Source organism: Planococcus donghaensis MPA1U2, assembly GCF_000189395.1.
GTDB lineage: Bacteria > Bacillota > Bacilli > Bacillales_A > Planococcaceae > Planococcus > Planococcus donghaensis_B.
Genome location: NZ_AEPB01000030.1, coordinates 60,562 through 82,558 on the forward strand (window position 1 = coordinate 60,562; position 21,997 = coordinate 82,558).

Consider the following 21,997-nt stretch of genomic DNA (forward strand, 5'->3'; position numbering starts at 1 on the left):
GTAAAATTACATGCTTTCGTATAAAGATTGTACAGGCTTGATCAAAACACGGTTAACTTCTTCGATCATTTGGCTTAAGCCCATTTCAGCTTCTAGCATTGCAAGAATTTTTTCGTTTTGTTGAGCTTCTTGTGCTGTACTTTGTGCGTTCATCATTTCTTCTTCAGTGATTTCTTCACCTTGTGTTTGTTTTTGCTGAAGTGTGATTTGCAAATCACGGAAAGTCTTGAACAATTCGTTTGCTTGTTGGTCAGCAGTTACTTGTGCAACAGCTTCCTCTAATTTTTTAAACTCGTCTGTTGAACGGAATGTGCTTTCCAATTTGTTAATGTCGTCATAAATGTTTACTGCCATGTTCATCCATCTCCTCTAATTTTAGTTTAGTATCATGACGATGATTCCTTGGAAGACGCCAATAAAGCCTCCGAGAAATGCGCCCAATACGGTAATCATTTTAAATTCTCTCCGTGAAATCCCAAGCACCAATTCTTCTAGGCGACTGAGCGGCAGAGAATCGACTTGCTCTTTTACCATACCTTCCATATCAATTTTCAATATGGTTTCTTCCAGTTTATGCTCTCCCTGCTCAAAGACAAAGTCTATTACAAGGGGCGTAATATTGACACTTGTCCATTCTAACCCTCCAGGCCAAGTCTCTGCAAGTGTTGTGTTTAAACGTGTAGAAATTGCTGCTTTTTCACGAACATATTGTTTTACTGATCCCATTGCGGTATCAAAATCAAACTCTTTTAACAGTTCATCCACTCTACGGTCTTGAACTTTATCCCATTCGCTATAAGCTAAAGTCCCAACTAGTTCAAAGGTTTTTGGAGAGTTAAGAAACTTAATGATTTCAGGTTGAATACGGTCGACTAAAGGTCTTGATTCGCCGAGCAAAGAATGCAGCATATGACCAAATCGACCACGTGATTCCAAAAATTCATCCAGTAATGACTTAATCGTTTGTCTGCCATGTGAGGATTCAAAATAGTCGATTCCTTGGTCTAACGCATATTGCACCCCTTCAAACAATTTTGTCTCCGCTTCAGCTTTCCAGTTGTCTGGCATCAATTCACGGATTGTTTTTCCAGCAATATATTGTTGTAAAGCTTCTTTTTGAAGGTCAACTAATTCATCTAGTTTTGCTTCAATTTTCGCGTCCATTCCTGTTTGACCAGCTGCTTGCAACCAATCATTAAATGTTTTCGGTGAGTCAAACAAATGCTTGTTTAACTGACGGTTGATCCATTTTTCGGATTTTGAGCGCATTTCCTGATTAAAAAACCGTTTTTTAAATGTATCCGGTGTTAGTAAATGCTCGACAACCGTTCGACCAAGTTGACGGGATAATTCATCGCGCCGTTTTGGTATAAGTCCAGGTGTTAATGGCACGCGCCATTTCCCAATATACTTGGGTTCATACGGCCAAAAGAGCATTTTAATTGCCAAGTGATTGGTCACACCACCAATTAACGCCCCGACGATTGCCATAAAGATTAAGGTCACTAGTATATTCACTTTTGTCACTCATTTCTTTTTCTGCTTTGTGTATTCCGTATATTCCCCTATAATGAAAGGAGAACGCAAAGGAGGATCTACATGCTTCAGCATTTTAAATTTAAGCCGATGTTTGAAAATGATCAACTACCAGGGTGGGACATTTCCTTCTTTTATAAAAACGAACGCATAACAGGAGAATACCATCCCGATGGCAGCATCGTTTGGAAGTCAAAGACTCCTCAAGATGAAGAAACCATTAAAACAATGATTCACGAGCTTATGCTCTATCATGTATACGATTAAAGCGCTGGAATGTTCCAGTGCTTTTTTTTACGCTCTTCTAATTATAAGGAAGGCTCGCTCAATTTAACAGCGATAGCTTCTTTCACTAGAAAAAAGGAATGTCCTTTACCCAATAGTTTGGGTTTGGGACATTCCTGATTGAATTTTGTACATCTGATAATAGATACCGCCAAGCTTCATCAATTCTTCGTGACTGCCTGCTTCGGCTATTTCGCCTTTTTCTAACACTAGTATACGGTCAGCATTTTTAATCGTGGACAAACGATGGGCAATGATAAATGTTGTTCGGCCTTTTTTCAACACGTCCATGGCGTGTTGGATAATCTCTTCTGTCTCTGTATCAATATTAGAAGTGGCTTCATCCAATATCAAAATTGCCGGGTCAAACGCTAATGCTCGTGCAAACGACACTAATTGGCGTTGCCCCGAAGACAACGTGCTTCCTTTTTCAACAACCGGTTCATCAATTCCGTTTGGCAAATGATTTAATACACGCTCGCCTCCTACTGCAGACAATGCATCAATTACCATGTCTCTCGTAATTCGCTCATCACCTAATGTAATATTCGACTCAATCGTTCCACTAAACAAATATGGATCTTGCAACACAATTCCCATGTGTTCTCTCACTGATTGTCTCGGCATATCATTGATATTGACGCCATCAATAGTAATCGCTCCTTTTGAAACATCATAAAAGCGAAACAGTAAGTTCATGATGGAGCTTTTTCCTGAACCTGTATGGCCAACCAACGCCACTGTTTCTCCTTGTTTTGCTGAAAAGGAAATATCCTTTAAGACATATTCTTTCTCCTTATAAGCAAACCAAACTTTTTCAAAACGAACATTGCCTTGATAGCGCGCTATTTTCTTATCGACTACTGCTTCTCCTTCTTGGTCAAGCAAACGGAATACTCTTTCTGCAGCTACTAACGCTTGCTCTAACCGGCCAAATTGATTGACGATCCCACTTATAGGATTAAACAAGCGAATAATGTAGTCGATAAACGCATATAACACCCCTACTGTAATAATTGTGCCCCCTGATATAGAGGCGCTGCCAAAATACCAAACAAATAGAATGAACGTCATCGAACGAAGCACACCAACTAAATTATAAGAGGCAGCTCCTTCAAGAATCAGTAATTTTTTCTGGTATTTATAATGCTCCTCATTTAATTGTTCAAACTCATCTTTCATTTTGCGTTCTCGTCGAAATGCTTGAATAATCGTCATCCCTTGTATCGACTCATTAATCATGGCATTCATTTCACTAACTTTCTCACGTACAATATGATTGTAGCGAGCTGCATACTTTCGGTAAACCAACATCCAAATGTATAACAGCGGAATTAGCACAAGTGTCATAGCAGCCATTTTCCAATCGAGGTAAAACAAGGCAATAAAAATACCGCCCATATACATAAAACTTGTAGCAAACTGAGACAACACTGTAACAAACAAATCACGGATTGCTTCTGTATCGTTTGTAATGCGTGCGACTACTTTGCCTGCCGGTAAATTATCAAAATAGCGAATGGGCAAAGTTTGCGTGTGCTCGTAAACATCGTTTCGCATTTTGCGGATAATTCGATTGGCTCCTTTTTGTAAGAAAACCGATTGCCAATACCGAAAAACCGCTGTTACAATCGCCAGTACAAAGAACAAAGTTAATAAATAAGCGATTGGCTCAAAATCTACAGCCCCACCTGAAACCGCTATGTGATTATCAATAATCTCTTTAGCGATTAATGGTGCCGCTAAATCTGCAGCCACTGCGATAGCTAACATGATTAACCCCGTTATTAAAACTTCTTTAAAATTCAGTGCATAGTGTAATAATCGTTTTCCTGTTCCCATGCTTACACCTCCTCGATTTGCTGACGGAGGAATTGTTCATTGTACCAGCCGTTTTTTTCTAGCAAATCATCATGAGTTCCTTCTTCTATAATTTCGCCCTCATCTAATACGACAATCCAATCGGCCTGTTTGACCGCAGACAGTCGATGCGTCGTAATAATGGTTGTTTTTCCTGAACGCTCATCTTGAATGTTTTTAATAATCTGAGCTTCTGTTTTTGCATCCACTGCAGATAGAGAATCATCCAATATTAAAATTTCAGGATTTTTGATCAAGGCGCGCGCAATTGAAATACGTTGTTTTTGACCTCCGGATAATGCCACTCCTTTTTCACCAACTAGTGTGTCTAGTCCATTTGGCAATAAAGCCAAATCTTTTTCAAAATAAGACAAGCGAAGCGCTTCTATTAACTCTTCTTCACTTGCAGTTGATTTACCAAACAAAATATTTTCTCGAATGGTCCGTGAAAATAACACATGGTCTTGTGGTACATAGCCAATCCAACTGCGCAATTGATCTTTAGTTAGTTTTTTTAATTCGATGCCATTTATTAAAATTGATCCATTCCCCGTCGGATATTCTCTCATCAATTGTTTAATAAAAGTGGTTTTTCCGCTACCGGTTTTGCCAACAACCCCTAAAGTTTGGCCACTATTCATCGATAAGTTAATGCCTTGAAGGTTAATTGAACTCGATTGTGGATAAGTAAAACTAAAATCTTTAAAGCCAATTCTCTCAATTTTCCCAGCCACAATCGGCTTTTCAGGATCTGTCACATCTTCTGGGTAATCCAAAGTTTTATTAACACGATCTAACGATGCGTTGCCCCGTTGCAAAATGTTGATCATTTCTCCAATGGCAAACATTGGCCACACAATCATTCCTAAATAGACATTAAAAGCAACTAAATCTCCCAATGTCATTTTGCCTTCTGCAACTAAAAATGCACCATAACCAAGTCCAATCATATAACTAATCGATGTAAGTACTTTTGTTACCGGCGCAAACAGTGCATCTATTCGTTCGACAGCCATGTTTTTTTCATAAACATCTTCAGTCATTTCAGCGAAAGTTTTTTCGGAAGCCCGCTCTTGCACGTACGCCCGAATCACTCGCACGCCACCTACTGACTCTAATACGCTATCATTTAAATCGCCGAATACTTCCTGCGCTTCCATATAGCGTCCATGAATTTTCTTTCCCAAGACTTGAACGATGATAGCCAATATTGGCAATGGCAACATCGCAAAGAAAGTCAGCTCCCAAGAAACCAGAACTCCCATCGCGACAATAATTGTCGCCATATACAAAGTCGAATCGATTAACGTTAAAATACCAAATCCAGCAGTTTCTGAAATTGCCTTTAAATCATTTGTTGATCGCGCCATCAAATCGCCGGTCCGATTTTTTTCATAAAAAGTTGGCGACATTTTCAAAAATTGCCCCATCAAACTCGAACGAAGTTGACGCTCGATTACATAGGCACCTCCAAATAATTGATACTGCCACACAAAGTTTATTAAATAAGCCAATACAAGCGCTATAAATAGAACTACTACATACTGCCACATTAATGACGAAGTTAATTGACCTTGTGCAATTGAGTCAATCGCCTTGCCGATAAGCCAAGGGGGAATAATCTCTAAAATATTTGCAACAAATAATAAGCCAATCGCTGTCGTATAACGCAGCCAATTTTCTTTAAAAAACCATTTTAATTTCCATAACACGTCAAACATTTTTTCCGCCCACTTTCTAATACCCAATCCCTATTTACAATTTCCTATTGCTGACTAAATTTCTTTTGAGAACAAACACAAAAAAGCGCACGCCTAGTTTATGGGCGCGCGCTCATGGAAACAGGACAGTTTTACAGACTTGTCCTGAATAATTCTATTCTCGAAATAAAGTCAGAGAAAAACTATAGGAAGGTCTGATGTTGATATTAAATTGAATTGAATGTTCATTTCCATTTTTTTCATCATCATTACCTCCATTCCCTTTTATTAGTTAATTCTAGAATAGCAAAAACTTTTTTGAATTGTCAACTTTTTTCGAAAATTTTTTCCTGAAACTAACAGAGGTTTCATTTAAGTAGTGAAGGGTAATTTACAAATAAGAGTAATAAGGCGAGGTGAGAGATATGTATACGAATATCGCAATGGCTTATGATGGCTCCGATGGGAGTCGAATGGCATTTGAAAAAGCAATTGAACTAGTTAACGTATTGCCCAATGCTAAACTTTCGGTAATCTACGTAAACGAAGATTATCGGGAAAGTGTTGGCTATATGGATGCAGGAACTGCTTCGGCTCCTGTAGTATCTGCGAATGTCGATAGCAATTATGCACAGTATATGCCTTATGGGATTGGTGACGAAAGAATTTCTCACGAAAAAGATTATGACGACGGAGCAGCTGAATACTCGAAGCATATTCAGCAATCTATTCAACGACAGCTAGATACGCATGACACCAAAGCTTCTGTCCTTGCACTAGAAGGAAATGCAGCTAAAACAATTACAGCTTTTATCGAAGAGCAAAATATCGATTTGCTGATTATCGGCAACAGTGGCAAATCAGGTTTGCAAAAATTCTTTGTTGGATCAGTTAGTAAAAAATTAATCCAAGATTCTTCATGTTCCATATTAGTTGTGAAATAAAGAATCCGGATTTGTGAGCTAAAGTTCACAAATCCGGATTCTGCAGTTATTGCATCAAATTCACTATTTTGTCATAAATTTAATAGTTTTATTTTCATGTTAGTGGGTAAACATTACTAACAGAAGAAACGGTTTGTTCTATAGGAAGAAGGGGTTTCCCATGTCAAGACAAACAGTATATTTTATCTCTCCTCATCAACATCGTGGGTTAATGGCTGAAATTTGGGCCAATCGGCTAATGCTCCCTGATTGGGAAATACGTAGTGCTGCATGGACACAAGGTTCTCAACCTGACTTTAACGAGATGCCTTTAGAGATTATGAAAGAAATCATTTTGGATTTACCTTCAGTTGAAGCACGTTCTTACAACCCACAAGAAGTAGGAGAAGCGGATTTAATCATCGCTTTACACGATGGCGAATTTGAAGATGGTGATATTCCATCGGATTTGCCTAGCCAAAAATTATTGCGTTGGAATATCCGCAATCCCGAATTGCGGACTACCGACAGTACAGAACAATGGGCGCTTTATCAAGAGATTTGTGATGAAATCGCGATGAATATAAAAAATATGGAACCATATTTCCGTGCTGACTACGTATAAAACCTTCACCTGAAAAAACAGGTGAAGGTTTTATTTGTCTTTGAAAACACTTTATAATTTCTGGTTATTTTACGTGTGAAGAATGGCGCGCACAGGACTGCCTTCCCCACCTCTAATTTTCAATGGCAATGCGACTAAGTGATAAACACCTTCAGAAACTTCATCCAATACAATGCCTTCTAAAATAAAACGTTGATGCTGATTCATAGCTTGATGCATGGGCAGATCTTTACTCGTTTCAGGATCTACAGACGGTACATCTACCCCTAGCAATTTCACCCCATTGTCAGCCATCCATTTGGCAATCGACTCCTCAAAGATGGGCCATTTATCAGGAAATTTGTTCCGATCTTGCCACGAAGTCGTTTTCAATAATACTGCTTCAACATTTTTTTCGAGCGGTTTTAAGTCTGAAAGATTAATTTTTTCTAAGCCACTAACATCCATTACTTGCGCTTGCGTTAAATAGACATCTAGTGGCAATTCATGCGTCTTTAACCCCTGCTCATTGTAATGAAATGGAGCATCGATGTGTGTACCTATGTGAGTGCTTGTTTGCAGCTTTCCAATATTAACAGAGCCACTTTGTTCTTTTGTTACTGATAGCTCGTAGCTAAACGGCGTATCTCCTGGCCATTCCGGAGTCATAGCGTTCAATTCCATAGAAATATCGATAATTTTTCTCGTCATAACCTTACGCCACCACATTTCGTTCATTGCTGAAGTTTTTGTAAGTTTCATTTTCCATAATGTCTTGAAGTTTAGCAACTACTTGCTCTACATCACTAAACGAAGTGTAAAATGCGATAGGTGCTAATCGAATAATATTGGGTGCACGAAAATCAGGAATGATTTTTGCTTCTTTCAAGGCTTTACAAATTCTTGCAGCTTCTGGATGCGCTAAAGCAATATGTCCACCTCTTGCATCGTCTTGTTCAGGCGTAACATCAGTCAATTCAGGAATTTGTTGGCTAACAAGCTGTCTTAAAAGTGCTGTCAGCTGAAGTGACTTTTCACGGATTTTTTGAATTCCTGCTTCTTCGAACAACTCTAAACTGCCAAGTAAAGGCGCCATACTGAAAATATGTGGTGTACCAATTTGATAAGCACCTGCACCTTGTGCTTTTGAAAATTCATGATCCATATCAAATTGACGCGTTTTGTCAGAACCAAACCACCCTGCATTTCCTGGCAATAGATCATGATGACGTTCATGAACATATAGTCCACCTGTTCCACCAGGTCCAGAATTCATATATTTATAATGGCACCAAACAGCAAAATCGACTCCATCGTCATGTAAATTATGCGGCATTGCGCCGATTGAATGTGCCAAATCAAAACCGACTAAAATTCCTTTTTTATGTGCGGCTTCTGTAATTTCTCGAATTTGTAACAGCTGTCCACTTCGATACAAAACAGATGGCAACAACAATACCGCCACGTCGTCAGTCAATTGTTCGAGGATATCTTCTAGTTTTAATGTATAACCATCTCGACTGCCAACTTTTTTCAGTGCTTTAGCTGGATCGAGTCCACGCAGACGAAGATGACTTTCTACCGCATAAATGTCCGATGGAAAGTTTAATTCATCGACAAGAATTGCCTTACGATCAGACGTTGGTTGAAATAAAGTTGATAACATTTGATGAATATTAGAGGTGATTGACCCTGTCACCATTACTTCATGAGCCTTTGCGCCAACTAAAGGTGCAATACGCGCACTCATGTCTTCCGCTAAAGTAAACCAAGGATGCTCGCCTTCTGTCCAGCCGTCTATTCCGAAGGTCTTCCAGCTATCCATTAAACTATGTAATTTTGCTTCAGCTCGTTTAGACATTAAACCAAGAGAGTTCCCATCCATATAAATCGTATCTTTTTCTACAAAAAACTCTTGCTTGTAAGCTGCTAGCACATCTTGTTGATCCAACTCGTTGCCTATCATTTAATCCATCCCCCTTTAGTTATAAAACCGCATAAGTGATTACACCAAGAATAGTCGTTACCAAAACCACAATCCAAGGAGCTAGTTTAAAATAGACTAACATTGTAAAGGCTGTTATCGCAATTGCAAAGTCGACAGGACCACGGATTCCTGACGTGAAAACAGGATCGTATAAAGCTGCTAATAATATACCCACAACACTTGCATTGATCCCTTTTAAAGCCGCTTGGACGCCTGATTCTGTTCGAATCATACTCCAAAAAGGCAAGGTACCAATAACCAATAAAAATGAGGGCAAAAACATGGCAATCACTGCGATAAAAACACCCCACCCGCCATTCATCAATTGACCTAAATAACCTGCTAATGTAAACAAAGGGCCTGGAACGGCTTGTGCAGCTCCATATCCCGCAATAAAAGCGTCTGCCGTCATCCATTGCGGAACAACTTCTCGCTCAAGCATCGGCAATACTACATGCCCTCCACCGAAAACGATTGAACCTACTCGATAAAACACATCAAAAATAGCAAAAGAAGTAGACTCAATAAATGGCCGAACTAATGGTAAGCCGACTAGTAGTGTTGCAAAAATTACCCAAGCCGCTATCCCTGTTTTCTTCCCAAAACTTAATACTAATTTTACAGGTTTAGGTGCATCTTCTTTCCGATAAATTGCATAGCCAAGCACACCTGCTAGGACAATTACTCCGATTTGTGCCCAAGTAGCAGGTATTAACAAAATTAAAATTGCAGCTCCTACTGCTATAGCAATACGCGGACGATCAGGCGCTAAATTTTTGCCCATTCCTAGTAAAGCATGTGCTACAACTGCAACTGCAACAATTTTCAAGCCCTGAATCCAGCCACTATCAAAATTTCCATTAGTGACAATAAGTGCGAATAACGCTAATAAAATAACCGAAGGCATCGTAAATCCGAACCAAGACAAAAAGCCACCGAATATTCCACCGCGCAACATACCAATTGAGATTCCAACTTGAGAACTTGCAGGACCCGGAAGGAATTGGCATAATGCCACTATATCTGCGTAAGCTTTATCGTCTAGCCACTTTCTTTTCGTAACATACTCATCACGAAAATAGCCGATATGAGCAGCTGGCCCACCAAAAGACGTCAATCCTAATTTTGTAGATGCTTTAAGAATTTCAAGGTAGTTGTTTTTCTTAGTCATAAGTTTCTCCTTTACATCGTTTGTTCTCTTTAAGCATAACCTTTCACTTATATGTGTGAACATTAAATTTGTGTTAAATTCTTAAACAAATAGTTCGAAAACATTTTCAGTATTGACAAGGTTTGAAAAGAGCTTGATACTATTAAAGGATCAACTGTTCCACCATTAAGCTATTTTACCTGGCGAACATGTAGATAAAGTTTGGTTGGTACATATATGATTTGCCATATTTAAAAATGATATTTAAAGAATGTGACTATAAATAATAATAGCGAAACGACCCTCATGTGAGGGTCGTTTCACTTTGTTTCAGTGACTTGGAGGTGGGAAACATTATGGACCTGTATACAAATTTACGCAAAGGGGAAAAAGGTGCTTGGATCAGCATTGGGGCTTATATATTTCTTAGTTCTATTAAGCTAACCTTTGGTTTTTTGGGATCTTCCGAAGCATTAAAAGCGGATGGTTTTAATAACTTGACCGATATTCTTGCTTCTATTGCCGTATTAGTCGGACTTAGAATTTCTCAGAAGCCACCCGATGAAAATCATCATTATGGTCATTTGCGTGCTGAAACCATTGCCTCTCTTTTGGCTTCTTTTATTATGGCAGTCATTGGCTTACAAGTTTTAACCAACGCATTTCGTTCGATATTCGAACCGATTGCTGAAGCACCTTCATTAATTACTGCATGGATTGCTTTTTTCTCCGCCATTATCATGTATGGCGTATACCGTTATAACTTAAAACTCAGCCAAGAAATTAAGAGCTCTGCTGTTCGTGCTGCAGCGTACGACAACCGTTCCGATGCTCTCGTTAGTTTGGGTGCTGGTATCGGGATATTTGGCGCAGTGTTTGGAGCACCAATATTAGATATTATCACCGCCTTTATTATTGGATTAATTATAATAAAAACTGCGTTGGATATATTTAAAGAGTCTGTCATGACTTTAACGGATGGTTTTGATGAAGACGAAGTCGAAACTTTATCTGTATTAGTTCGTCGAGTACCTGGTGTCATTACATTACGCGATTTTAAAGGACGCAATCATGGTAATGTCATGTTTATTGATTTAACTGTTAGCGTTGCACCAAATTTAAATGTAATCGAAAGTCATTGGATTACGGAAGAAATTGAAAAGAAAATACAAAAAGTAAAACCAAACTGCGTAATTCTCGTCCACATTGAGCCAGACACTTCATATATGGATAGCTATGAAGAAGAATAAATAAAAATCGTAAAAGGCGATGGTAGCTACCATCGCCTTTTACGATTCTTCATCGTTTCCTTCAGCTAGTTTTACATTATTATGGAGAAAAGCTTCCGCAATTGCATGCCGAATTCGACTTTCAAGATTTTCTTTCATCTCCACATCTACTACTTGTACTTCTACTTGAAAATCTAAAGCCGAATTTCGAAAATCAACAAACTGAACTTCTATATTTTTCTCTGGCAGTTCGTCCATTAAATTTATCGTTTTTAGTGCGGAATCTTGAAGAAGTTGCTCAATTTTTTTTGTATCGCTACCATATTGCACACTTACCATAACTCTAGCGTATAATTGCGCGCTAGATCGATTTCTAACAATCTGCTCGATAAAATATTGATTAGGTACAACAAGTGTTCCTTCTTTCAAGGTTTCTATCACAGTGGACCTTAACTTAATTTTGGTAATGCGTCCGATTTTGCCATCGATTTCTACCATTTCTCCGACTTCCATCGGCCGTTCAAATAAAATAATAATGCCTGAGACAAAGTTGGCGGCAATATTACGGACACCAAATCCAATCCCAATCCCAAGCACGCTAAACACAACACCAAGTGCTGTTAAATCTAACCCCACCGTTGTAAAACTAATAGCCAAAGCGAGAAACATGACTAAATAATACAATAATCGATTAATCGTATAGCTCATGCCAATATCGACATCAAACTGCTCATAAACAAATGGCATAACGTAACGAGTAAGCGCTTTTGTAATCCGGTTTGCAAAAGTCACAATCAGTACAGCAACAATAATTAGCAATACGGATATTTCCACGCCTTCTGTTTCATAAAAAGCAGAAGTTAACCATTGTTCTTTTGAAAAATAAAACACAAAGAATAGGATGCCGCCATATAAGACCAGCCAATTTGAGATGTCTTCAATTACTGGATAAATGCGCAGTTTGAAATCTTTAGAAGGAACAAGCTTTCGCAATAGCAATAACCCAATAAATTTCACAACAAGAATAATAGCTAAGTATATAAAGAACATGAGAAATTCAGACATAGATAAATTTTTTAAAAAGCCAATTCCTTCAAAAAGCTGATTTTCCTGCATCGACTCCCCCCTTTTCTGCTAATTGCTTTAAGACATATTATTGTTCCACCAGACGTAAATTATACGAGTGCTGCCCTGTAGCTACAGCCAATACATCCACTTTCTCTTGCAGTTTTTCAATATCTAATGTCTTTAACTCTTGAATGTCTACACCTTCTAGAACATAACTATGAATTTCCCATAATTCTATATGGTGTCGATTAGGGACTACGTCAGCAGTTACTTGTAATGATTCCAAGATGGAGATCAAAACTGAAATATCTTCTTTCCCGTAATGCGATAATTGATAAAAGGTTTTATACAACGCTTTTTTGTATGAGGGAAAACGATACAGCACGTGCTTATTTCCTAAAAGAATCGTGCCGGTTTTTAAACAGCCCAGTTGGCCAAGTAATCTTCCTAAACGGATGATAATATCGTTTGCTGTATTTGGGTCGTTTATTCCTGGAGATATTGCACGGAGCGCAACTTCTACCATTTTTTGAATCGCAAAATCTAAATCTTGCTCTGAAGTTCTAGAATTGCCAAGCGAGTAGAATTTAGCGACAGACAGTTCCGCTTCACTCGTTTTGTAAATATGGAAAATTTCTTTCCCTTCGTAAACATAGTCACCCGGATTCACAAGAATTTCTATTTTAAGTTCTTGTTCTTGTGCATAATCCACTAATCGATCAAAAGAAATATAGTGAATGTACCCTTCTTGGTCAGCTTGATGGGTCTCTTTAATACCCACTGGATGCCAAGCAGTTTCTTCTGTAGTTGCCTCTTCTTCTTCCTGCAAATCTTTTAGTTTGGAAATGGCTTCTTCTGCATCTGCAATCAACTGGTTGACCAATTGTCCGACTTGCACATTGGTTGCAATATAGTGGATAAAATAAGCGAAAGTGGAAAGACAAAAGAATGCGATGACGATGCCTACAAAAGTAGAGAGAATGTCAGTTTCGTATAAATCATCTCTCATAAACAATAATGACAACGTGTTATAAATAAACCCGCTAAGAAAAATTCCTAAAACCCGCCATGTAATTTTATCGTGAACAAAGTTTTTTAATGTTCTTGGAGAAAATTGAGATGAGTACATAGTTAGGACGACTAGAATTGTCGAAAAAGTAAATGTCGTCATGGTTAATAAGGCGCCTGATAAGCTCCCCATTATCGTTTTCGCTAAATCAACATTTGTTAAAAGAATAGAAGGAATAAATGGTTTCATTCTCTCCACATATAATAAGTCTATATAAAAAAAAGTAATCGATAGCAAAATGGCCATAACGATATAAATAGCTGGCGTAAGCCATAACTTTTCTTTTAGCCAAAGCGAAAATGCTTTCATAAAAATTCTCCTCTCTAGTGTGTCGCTGTCTTTTTCTTTTCCCTTGATAGCTTTTTGACAAACAAAAAGGACGGATAGCTAATCCGCCTTTGCCTATCTATTTTTATGCTTTCCTATCACTTAACCCTTTAAAGCAATTGATAAAGCATGATGTATTAAGCTTTTTACATAGTGATTAAAATGCATAAACCGCGGATCTTGCGTTTGTCCTTTTTTATAACGATAGTAAATTTGTTGAACGATAACTGCGAGCTTAAAATAAGCAAAGGTCAAATAGAAATTCATATCCGATACATCTCTTCCACTTTTGTTACCGTAGCTTGCGATAAATTCTTCTCGGCTGTAAAAGCCTTCCATTACTGTGACTGGCACTTTTCCTAAGCCTTCTTTTAGTAGTTCAGGATCATCTGCCTGAATCCAATAACTCATCGCAGCACCCAAGTCTGCTAATGGATCACCAACTGTCGTCATTTCCCAATCAAACAATCCTGTTATTTCTGAGAAGTCTTCTGAAAATAAAGCATTATTTAGTTTGAAATCATAATGGATAATTGTCGGTTCTTGTGAAACCGGGATATTCTTTCGCATCCATTCAGTTAATTGAGCTACACCTTCTAGTTGATCTGTTTGTGCACGTTCATAGCGACCGATCCAACCCTCAACTTGCCGTTGCATAAAGCCTTCAGGTTTTGCCATTTCTGCTAAACCCGTTTTCATATAATCGAGCGAATGAAGTTCAACTAATAAGTCGACCATTTTTTCTGATATTATGCGTCCAAGTTCAGGCGTAGGGTCAACCCCTTCAGGAAAATCACTATCCAATACAATGCCATGTCGTCTCTCCATCACAAAAAAGGGACTTCCCACGATGGATAGATCATCTGAAAACACAAAAGGTTTTGGAGCTGTGGTAAAAATCGGATGCAAAGCGGATAAAATTTTGTATTCGCGTTCCATGTCATGCGCTTTAGGTGCTACAGGTCCACGTGGCGGTCTTCTAAGAACGGCTTCCCAGTCCCCTATTTCCAACGCATAAGTCAAATTCGAATGTCCTGTTCCAAATTGACGAATTTTGAGCTGATTGTTCGGTAACCCTACTATTTCCTTTCGCAAAAACTGTTCAAGGCGGACTTTATCAAGTTCTTCTCCTGCTCTTACAGAAATAATGCCATTTTGCTGCTCTTCCATTTTTTCACCTCTTCTAATGTCAGTAGATATCGCTGCTTAAAATAATCGGAATAGTTACTTAATGTTAGCGTTGTCATTTCTTGAATGCAAGTTGAAGTAAATTATTTTTCAATTATCTAATTTTTATCTTGACGAAAAATGGAAACTAATTTATCGTTAACTTAACTTGAAGAAAGAGGTGAGGCATTATGGCTATTTTATTTTTGAATACGCAATTCCAGTCTATAGTGTCTCCTTCTGTGTATCGCTAACGATACGCTTCTTCCATTATGCCCGGAGACCATGGACTGCGAATTGCGCGCATCCGTGGTTTTTTATTTTGCATAATTAGGAGGAAATAACATTGACGAAAATTGAACAATACGGCTGGAACGACAGCTGGCAAGAAAAAATAACGGTAAATGGTACACCAGGCCGCGTAACTCTTGAACATAAAAATTTATATCGTGTTGTAACAGATCACGGCGAATGGCTTTGTTCGTTATCAGGAAAATACAGACATCAACATAGCGGCACCGAATTTCCATGCGTTGGCGATTGGGTCATCGTTGAGCAAATGCCTGGAGAGGAAAAAGGCATTATTCACCAAGTCCTTTCTCGCACTTCGCAGTTTTCTAGAAAAGGCGCAGGCGAAACAACAGATATTCAGTTGATTGCAGTTAACGTTGACTTAGTCTTTTTAGTCATGTCATTAAACGATGATTTTAATATTCGCCGTTTGGAACGCTATTTAGTGGCAGCGTGGGATTCGGGCGCAAACCCAATTATTGTATTAACCAAAAAAGATCAATGTGTAGATAGCGATCCGTTTATCCAACAAGTTGAAAGTGTAGCATTTGGAGTTTCCGTCTTTGCTGTCTCTGTTGTTACGGGCGAGGGCATTGAAGAATTACAAAATCAACTAGCAGGATCAAGAACAGGTGCTTTACTTGGTTCTTCCGGGGTTGGAAAGTCCTCGCTAATCAACGCTTTATCCGGCAGCGATAAGATGCTGGTACAAGATATACGAGAAGACGATAGCAAAGGCCGTCATACAACCACTCACCGGGAAATGGTTTTGTTGCCCAGTGGTGGGTTATTGATTGATACACCGGGCATGCGTGAATTTCAGCTAGGTGATTACTCAGAAGGTGTGGCATCAGGGTTTAGTGATGTCGAAGAGTTAGCTTCTTCTTGTCGATTCCGCGATTGTGCTCACCACGATGAACCGGGTTGTCGCGTTCAAGAAGCCCTTCAAAATGGTGAATTGGACGCCGCACGTTACCAAAGTTATTTAAAACTCAAACGCGAACTTGCACATATGGAGCGAAAAAGCGATGCCGCTGCCCAAAAAGCAGAACGAAACAAATGGAAGCAATTAACTAAAGATTACCGAAAACGCCCGGTGAAAAAGCGTTAAAAAAGAGTGCGACGGAAAATCCCGTTGCACTCTTTTTAGTTTCTTCCGACTTCTGTCAATCCGTGCTTTACCGCATACAACGCTGCTTGTGTGCGGTCTTGAACTGCTAGTTTGATAAAGATATTGGAAATATGAGTCTTGACCGTTTTTTCCGTGACAAACAAAGCTGATGCGATTTCTCGGTTGCTTTTGCCTTTTGTCAATTCAGCTAACACCTCTTGTTCTCTCGGTGTTAGTTGGTTAATGGTATGTGGAGCAGGTTCAGCTGGCGCTTTAAGTAGCTCTGATGAAGCTTTTGGATGAAGCGTGTTTTCACCACGCATCAAACTGCGCAATGAAGCAACCAATTCATCGGGCTCAATGTCTTTTAATTGATAGCCTGCCGCGCCTGCTTCAATTGCTGGCACTACATGGTCTTGATCAGAAAAACTAGTCAACATCAAAACGATGATATGCGGAAATTGTTCTTTAATCAATCGCGTTGCTTGTATGCCATCCATGACAGGCATAACCAAATCCATTAACACAATATCCGGCTGAAGCGTCGCTGCCATTTCCACAGCTTCTTTCCCATTTACAGCTTCCCCTACTACTTCTATATCTTTTTGTGTTTTTAAAAAGAATAGCAACCCTCTTCTGACGACGTGATGGTCATCTGCAATCAACACTTTCACCATAATCTGCACCTCTCTATCAATACGGGATCCGCACTAAAATTTCTGTTCCTTTGCCAATTTCACTCGACCAATCAGCTGTTCCACCTTCTGCTTTTGCTCGATCTTGTATACTTTGAATCCCGATAGAAGGTAAGTTTACGCTTAGGTCAAAAGCGAATCCACGACCTTCATCTTTTAAAACCAACATTACATCCGTTGGGGTAACTGACAAATACAACTCGACTTTATTGACGTCTGCGTGTTTCCGAACATTGTTTAAAGCCTCTTGTGCTATTCGAAATAAAGTTTCTTCAATACGAGATGGCAACTGAATCACACCCGTCATTTTTGTTTCAACGGTGATGCCGAGCATTTCCCCATAACCTTTAATCGCCTCAAGTAACCCACTCTCAAGTCCTTTTGGACGTAATTGCCAAATCAACGCCCTCATTTCATTTAAAGCTTCTTGCGTTAAATGCTGAATGTCGCGAAACGTAGTCTGAACAGCCACATCTTCAGACATTTCAACTCCACCACGCGCAGTCAAGGTTACAGAAAACAACAATTGATTGACCGAGTCATGAAGATCTCTCGCTAATCGGTTACGCTCTTTTACAAGCGCTAATTCTTGCTCTTGTTTTGTTAAACCAATTCGCTTGATCGCTGAACCGATTTGAAAAGCGACCGACTCCAACAAAGCCAGCTCGTCTTTTGAAAAACCGATCGTATCTGGTGCAGCAATATTTAACAGTCCGAACTTTTCTTCTCCTGATTGCAAAGGTACTGTCGCATGATGTGTGATATTGCCTTGTTGTCGTGCATTTTCTGGCATGGCATTTTCAATTCGTTGGCACGCGATAATATTTGATGCCTTTTCAAGATCGCCATCGTGATAACGTTTGACGCACCAACAACCACCTTTTTGCAAATGTCGACAATCATTATCTTCCAACGCTGTCGGCAAATTTGCATGAGCTACCAATTGATGTTTTCCTTTTTCATTAATAAAGAAAATCCAAGCCGTTTCAAAAGTAGAGCCACTTAGTAATTTTCTTATAGCCCCATCAAGCATACGAGACATATCCATTTCTTCATTTAACAATTCAGCAATTTCTTTTAATAGCGTTACATTTGAAGGTTCTTCCACAACTGTTCACCTCGCTCAACCTAATTTAACCATACACGTTACCACAAAAAAGCTCACTCGTACTTTTGTCTTAGAAAAGCGCAAGCAGCCGTATAGATTCGACGGGCATAAGACGCACTGGCGAAGTGGTGTTCTTTGCCACACAGCCAGAGTGGCTTATGCCCCTAGAATCTGGCTGCTGGAGCCTGGACAAAGAAAAGCGTAGGCGCCTGTGTAGCTCTGCCGGCCATAAGGCAGACCGACGAAGCGGCGTCTTTTGCCGCACAGTCGGACTGACTTATGACCCAAAGAGCTGGGCGCTGGAGTCTAGACAAAGAAAAGCGCAAGCAGCCATATAGATTCGACAGACGTAAGCTACACAGATATCTATGTAACGAAGAAAATAAAAGCCCCCTTTATGAAGGGGACTTAGCTCTCTAGCGATTATTTACTTCTTCAACAAATGATTCTTTTAGCAACTCCATTTTTTCATCGCTTTCTTGTTGCGTTTCGGCAGTAATTCCGAAGTAATATTTCACTTTCGGCTCCGTACCACTTGGTCGCACACAAACCCATGAGCCATCTTCTAAGAAATACTTGATGACATTGGATTGCGGTAATTCAATTTTTTCATTAGTTCCTAATTTAACAAAGCTACGGTTTTGTGTTTCGTAATCTTCTATTGAAACGACTGGAATTCCAGCAATTGCTTCTACTGGCTGTTTGCGTAAGTTTTCGAGCAATGCCGCAATTTCACGTGCTCCATCGATGCCTTTTTTCGTAATCGACACAAGCGATTCACGGTACCAACCAAATTTATTATACAATTCGATTAAGACGTCATGCAGATTTTTGCCTTGCTTTTTGTAGAAAGCTGCGGCTTCAACAAGCAGTAATACCGATTGCACAGCGTCTTTGTCGCGTGCGAAATCGCGAATCAAGTAGCCATAACTTTCTTCATATCCGAATAAAAACTCAAATTTCGGGTTCTCATCGTTATGCTTTAATTTTTCTCCGATAAATTTAAAGCCGGTTAACACATCTTCAGAACTTACACCGTAAGATTCTGCGACAACGCGACCAAATTCAGACGTAACGATGGTTTTAAAAATACGACCGTTTTCTGGAAGTGTCCCTTTTTGTTGTTTTTGACTCAATAAATACTCGATTAAAATAGCGCCAGTTTGGTTGCCACTTAATAATTCATAATGGCTACCACTCCAAACAGCAATTCCGACACGGTCTCCATCTGGGTCGACAGCAATTAACAAATCAGCACCTGATTTTTTACCGTACTCTTTTGCTAGTTCGAATGCAGATCCTTCTTCCGGGTTCGGAGAAGTAACTGTCGGGAATTCTCCGTCTGGTTGCATTTGTTCAGTAACGTACGTAATTTGATCATATCCTGCTTTGTCGAGTAGACGCTTAACCGTTGCCCCAGAAGCTCCGTGAAGCGGCGTAAAGACTGCTTGGATTGGGCTTGCGGAATGCTCTTGTACTGTTAATGCATTGCTAAGATAAGCTTCATCCATTTTTTCATCAATTCGAACGAGTAACGAGTTATCGAACTGATTGTTTTCAATAGACAATTCATCCTCAACACGACCAACATAATCAATTACGCGATCCGCATCTTCAAGATTTAATTGAGCACCATCTTCCCCATATACTTTATAGCCATTGTACTCTGGTGGATTGTGACTTGCCGTAATAACAATTCCCATAAACGCGTTTAAATAACGAACACTAAATGACAATTGCGGCGTCGTTCTTGGGCCACTGTATAAATACGTATGAATGCCGTTTGCCGCAAATGTACGTGCTGCTTCTTCGGCAAACTCCGGAGACATCCGGCGACTGTCATAGGCAATGACCATGCCGCGAGACATCGCTAACTCTCCATTTTCTTTTATGTAGTCGGCAATTCCTTGCGACGCTTTTCGAACTGTATAAACGTTCATCCGGTTTGTACCGGGTCCAATCTCGCCGCGCATGCCTCCTGTTCCGAAAACTAAATCCTGATAAAAGGCATCTTCTGCTGATTTTTCATCCTCTTTTAAAACATTCAAAGATTGACGCGTTTCTTCATCAAGTGCTGTATGGTCCAACCAACGTTGAATACGTTCTTTCCACGACATATGTATTCCTCCATTCAAATTGTTAATAGTTTTACTTTTAACCCTCACCTATTAATAACATTCTACAAACCACATGCTCTTTCCTTCATAAAAAGAACACAAAGCATTTGAAATAAGGGATAAAAGCATTTTTTATAGATAAACATTAGTTTACCAAATACCGCAAAGAAAAACCGCTCCCATTTTTGGAAGCGGTTGTCTTTAATCTTTTTTGTATTCGACACGATAAACATCATGGCGACGGTCTTTTAATTGCTTAACCGTACCATTTTGACGTTGACGACGTAAAATTTCTAAATCGACATCTCCAATCAAGACCATTTCAAGGTTTGGATTGGTTTCTCCGACAATGCCATCACGTGCAAACTCGAAATCGGATGGCGCAAAAATACCGGACTGTGCATACTGGATATCCATATTTTCAGTTTGTGGCAAGTTTCCGACTGTACCAGAGATAACCGTGTAAATTTGGTTTTCCACAGCACGTGCTTGTGCACAATAGCGAACACGTAGATAGCCTTGACGATCTTCTGTACAGAACGGTGTGAAAATAATATTGGCACCCATATCTGTCGCAATGCGCGCAAGTTCTGGAAATTCGATATCGTAACAAATTTGGATAGCGATTTTCCCGCAGTCTGTATCGAATACGCGAACAGAATCTCCTGCGGAAATCCCCCACCATTTACGTTCATTTGGTGTGATGTGAATTTTGTATTGCTTGTCAATCGAACCGTCACGGCGGAACAAATAAGCAATGTTGTAAATTTCGTCGTCTTCTTCTTTAACGAAGTGAGATCCTCCGATAATATTGATGTTGTAGCGGACTGCTAAGTCTGTAAACAACTCGATATATTGTGGCGTATACTCTGTTAGTTTACGAACAGCTTGACTTGGCGATGGCTCGTTTAAGAACGACATCAGTTGTGTTGTGAAAATTTCAGGGAATACAACAAAATCTGAATGCGCATCTGAGGCAACGTCTACAAAATATTCAACTTGGTTAGCCAAGTCATCGAATGATGTAATGGCACGCATCAAATACTGCACCACACAAATACGAACCGGCAAACTTGTTTTAAAATGACGTTTAGAAATCGGTTTATAGTCCACGTTATTCCATTCCATTAACGTTGCGTATTTGCCTGACGCTACATCATCTTGCAAGTAGTTCGGGTTAATGCGCATCAATTGGAAATTGTTCATTAACTGGAATGTTAATACAGGATCATACACTTTATGACGCGAAACAGAATCTACATATTCACGTGGGGACATTTCATCCGAGTATTTATGGTAGTTTGGAATGCGTCCTCCGATAATAATCGACTTTAAGTTTAACTCGCGCGCTAGCTCTTTGCGGGCCTCGTATAAACGTTGTCCGACTTTCATCCGGCGGTATTCTGGATGTACCATGACTTCAATTCCGTACATATTGTAACCATCGGGATTATGATTGGTTATGTAACCAGCATCTGTTACATCATCCCACGTGTGGCGGTCATCGTATTCGTCAAAGTTAATAAGTAAACTTGAACATGAACCAATCACTGTGCCATCTAGCTCAGCTACAAGCTGGCCTTGTGGAAATACGCCTAAATGGCTTCTTAATTGTTCTTCTTTCCATGGATCCATACCGGGAAAGCATAAACGCTGCATTTCCAAGATGGGATTTATATCGGCATAAGTCATTTCACGAATGATCATGCTTTTTTCAAAATGGGATAAATCGAATTGTTCTGACACAGCACAGCTCTCCTTCACAAAAGT

At 39.5% G+C, this 21,997-nt stretch carries 19 protein-coding genes; 5 read left to right on the plus strand and 14 right to left on the minus strand.

The features are described 5' to 3' along the window. Window positions 1-6: 6 nt before the first annotated feature. Both GPDM_RS08495 and GPDM_RS08500 read right to left on the minus strand, forming a co-directional pair. On the minus strand, window positions 7-354 hold the full coding sequence (locus GPDM_RS08495) for a YlbF family regulator (RefSeq protein WP_008430641.1): 348 nt from the start codon (window positions 352-354) through the stop codon (window positions 7-9). A 21-nt stretch (window positions 355-375) separates the two neighbouring features. Continuing rightward, window positions 376-1,491 carry a DUF445 domain-containing protein gene (locus GPDM_RS08500; protein ID WP_039863184.1) on the minus strand — a complete coding sequence of 372 codons (1,116 nt, stop codon included), beginning with the start codon at window positions 1,489-1,491 and terminating at the stop codon, window positions 376-378. Window positions 1,492-1,599: 108 nt separating this feature from the next. Between GPDM_RS08500 and GPDM_RS08505 the strand changes: the two genes are divergently transcribed. After that, the gene (locus GPDM_RS08505) at window positions 1,600-1,803 is read left to right on the plus strand and encodes a YheE family protein (protein WP_008430643.1); all 204 of its coding nucleotides are present in this window, start codon (window positions 1,600-1,602) and stop codon (window positions 1,801-1,803) included. A gap of 105 nt (window positions 1,804-1,908) precedes the next feature. Here the strand turns inward: GPDM_RS08505 and GPDM_RS08510 are convergent, their stop codons facing one another. Both GPDM_RS08510 and GPDM_RS08515 read right to left on the minus strand, forming a co-directional pair. Beyond that, the gene (locus tag GPDM_RS08510) at window positions 1,909-3,663 is read right to left on the minus strand and encodes an ABC transporter ATP-binding protein (protein ID WP_008430644.1); all 1,755 of its coding nucleotides are present in this window, start codon (window positions 3,661-3,663) and stop codon (window positions 1,909-1,911) included. Window positions 3,664-3,665: 2 nt separating this feature from the next. Then, window positions 3,666-5,402, minus strand: a complete 1,737-nt coding sequence (locus tag GPDM_RS08515; protein WP_008430645.1) for an ABC transporter ATP-binding protein — start codon at window positions 5,400-5,402, stop codon at window positions 3,666-3,668. Window positions 5,403-5,806: 404 nt separating this feature from the next. Here GPDM_RS08515 and GPDM_RS08520 point away from each other — a divergent pair, with 404 nt between their 5' ends. After that, the gene (locus tag GPDM_RS08520) at window positions 5,807-6,325 is read left to right on the plus strand and encodes a universal stress protein (RefSeq protein WP_008430646.1); all 519 of its coding nucleotides are present in this window, start codon (window positions 5,807-5,809) and stop codon (window positions 6,323-6,325) included. 160 nt (window positions 6,326-6,485) lie between these two features. Beyond that, the gene (locus GPDM_RS08525) at window positions 6,486-6,929 is read left to right on the plus strand and encodes an arsenate-mycothiol transferase ArsC (protein ID WP_008430648.1); all 444 of its coding nucleotides are present in this window, start codon (window positions 6,486-6,488) and stop codon (window positions 6,927-6,929) included. A 69-nt stretch (window positions 6,930-6,998) separates the two neighbouring features. Here the strand turns inward: GPDM_RS08525 and kynB are convergent, their stop codons facing one another. From kynB to chrA, 3 genes are read right to left on the minus strand one after another with little or no spacing between them, the layout of a single operon-like run. Next, entirely contained in the window at window positions 6,999-7,619 is a 621-nt protein-coding gene (gene kynB / locus GPDM_RS08530; protein WP_008430649.1) for an arylformamidase, read from the minus strand. 4 nt (window positions 7,620-7,623) lie between these two features. Continuing rightward, entirely contained in the window at window positions 7,624-8,874 is a 1,251-nt protein-coding gene (kynU, locus tag GPDM_RS08535) for a kynureninase (protein ID WP_008430651.1), read from the minus strand. 19 nt (window positions 8,875-8,893) lie between these two features. Beyond that, a complete protein-coding gene (gene chrA / locus GPDM_RS08540) occupies window positions 8,894-10,066 on the minus strand; it encodes a chromate efflux transporter (RefSeq protein ID WP_008430653.1) in 1,173 nt (390 codons plus the stop codon). Window positions 10,067-10,401: 335 nt separating this feature from the next. Here chrA and GPDM_RS08545 point away from each other — a divergent pair, with 335 nt between their 5' ends. Next, a complete protein-coding gene (locus GPDM_RS08545; RefSeq protein WP_008430655.1) occupies window positions 10,402-11,295 on the plus strand; it encodes a cation diffusion facilitator family transporter in 894 nt (297 codons plus the stop codon). Window positions 11,296-11,334: 39 nt separating this feature from the next. Here the strand turns inward: GPDM_RS08545 and GPDM_RS08550 are convergent, their stop codons facing one another. The 3 genes from GPDM_RS08550 to GPDM_RS08560 all read right to left on the minus strand — a co-directional run bounded on the left by GPDM_RS08550 (window position 11,335) and on the right by GPDM_RS08560 (window position 14,908). Beyond that, complete coding sequence (locus GPDM_RS08550; protein WP_008430656.1) at window positions 11,335-12,390, minus strand: mechanosensitive ion channel family protein; 1,056 nt, start codon at window positions 12,388-12,390, stop codon at window positions 11,335-11,337. Window positions 12,391-12,427: 37 nt separating this feature from the next. Continuing rightward, entirely contained in the window at window positions 12,428-13,720 is a 1,293-nt protein-coding gene (locus GPDM_RS08555) for a DUF2254 domain-containing protein (RefSeq protein ID WP_008430658.1), read from the minus strand. A gap of 120 nt (window positions 13,721-13,840) precedes the next feature. Then, entirely contained in the window at window positions 13,841-14,908 is a 1,068-nt protein-coding gene (locus GPDM_RS08560) for a phosphotransferase family protein (protein WP_008430659.1), read from the minus strand. A 343-nt stretch (window positions 14,909-15,251) separates the two neighbouring features. Here GPDM_RS08560 and rsgA point away from each other — a divergent pair, with 343 nt between their 5' ends. Continuing rightward, window positions 15,252-16,307, plus strand: coding sequence for a ribosome small subunit-dependent GTPase A (gene rsgA, locus GPDM_RS08565; RefSeq protein ID WP_008430660.1), 1,056 nt, complete (start codon window positions 15,252-15,254; stop codon window positions 16,305-16,307). A 35-nt stretch (window positions 16,308-16,342) separates the two neighbouring features. On the opposite strand, the gene GPDM_RS08570 is transcribed toward rsgA, so the two are convergent. From GPDM_RS08570 to GPDM_RS08585, 4 genes are all read right to left on the minus strand, one after another. Further along, window positions 16,343-16,984 carry a response regulator gene (locus GPDM_RS08570; RefSeq protein ID WP_008430661.1) on the minus strand — a complete coding sequence of 214 codons (642 nt, stop codon included), beginning with the start codon at window positions 16,982-16,984 and terminating at the stop codon, window positions 16,343-16,345. A gap of 16 nt (window positions 16,985-17,000) precedes the next feature. Continuing rightward, window positions 17,001-18,050 carry a GAF domain-containing sensor histidine kinase gene (locus GPDM_RS08575; protein ID WP_237704149.1) on the minus strand — a complete coding sequence of 350 codons (1,050 nt, stop codon included), beginning with the start codon at window positions 18,048-18,050 and terminating at the stop codon, window positions 17,001-17,003. 476 nt (window positions 18,051-18,526) lie between these two features. Then, the gene (locus GPDM_RS08580; protein ID WP_008430663.1) at window positions 18,527-20,227 is read right to left on the minus strand and encodes a phospho-sugar mutase; all 1,701 of its coding nucleotides are present in this window, start codon (window positions 20,225-20,227) and stop codon (window positions 18,527-18,529) included. Between the two features lie 201 nt (window positions 20,228-20,428). Continuing rightward, on the minus strand, window positions 20,429-21,973 hold the full coding sequence (locus GPDM_RS08585; protein ID WP_008430664.1) for a carbon-nitrogen hydrolase family protein: 1,545 nt from the start codon (window positions 21,971-21,973) through the stop codon (window positions 20,429-20,431). Between the last annotated feature and the right edge of the window lie 24 nt (window positions 21,974-21,997).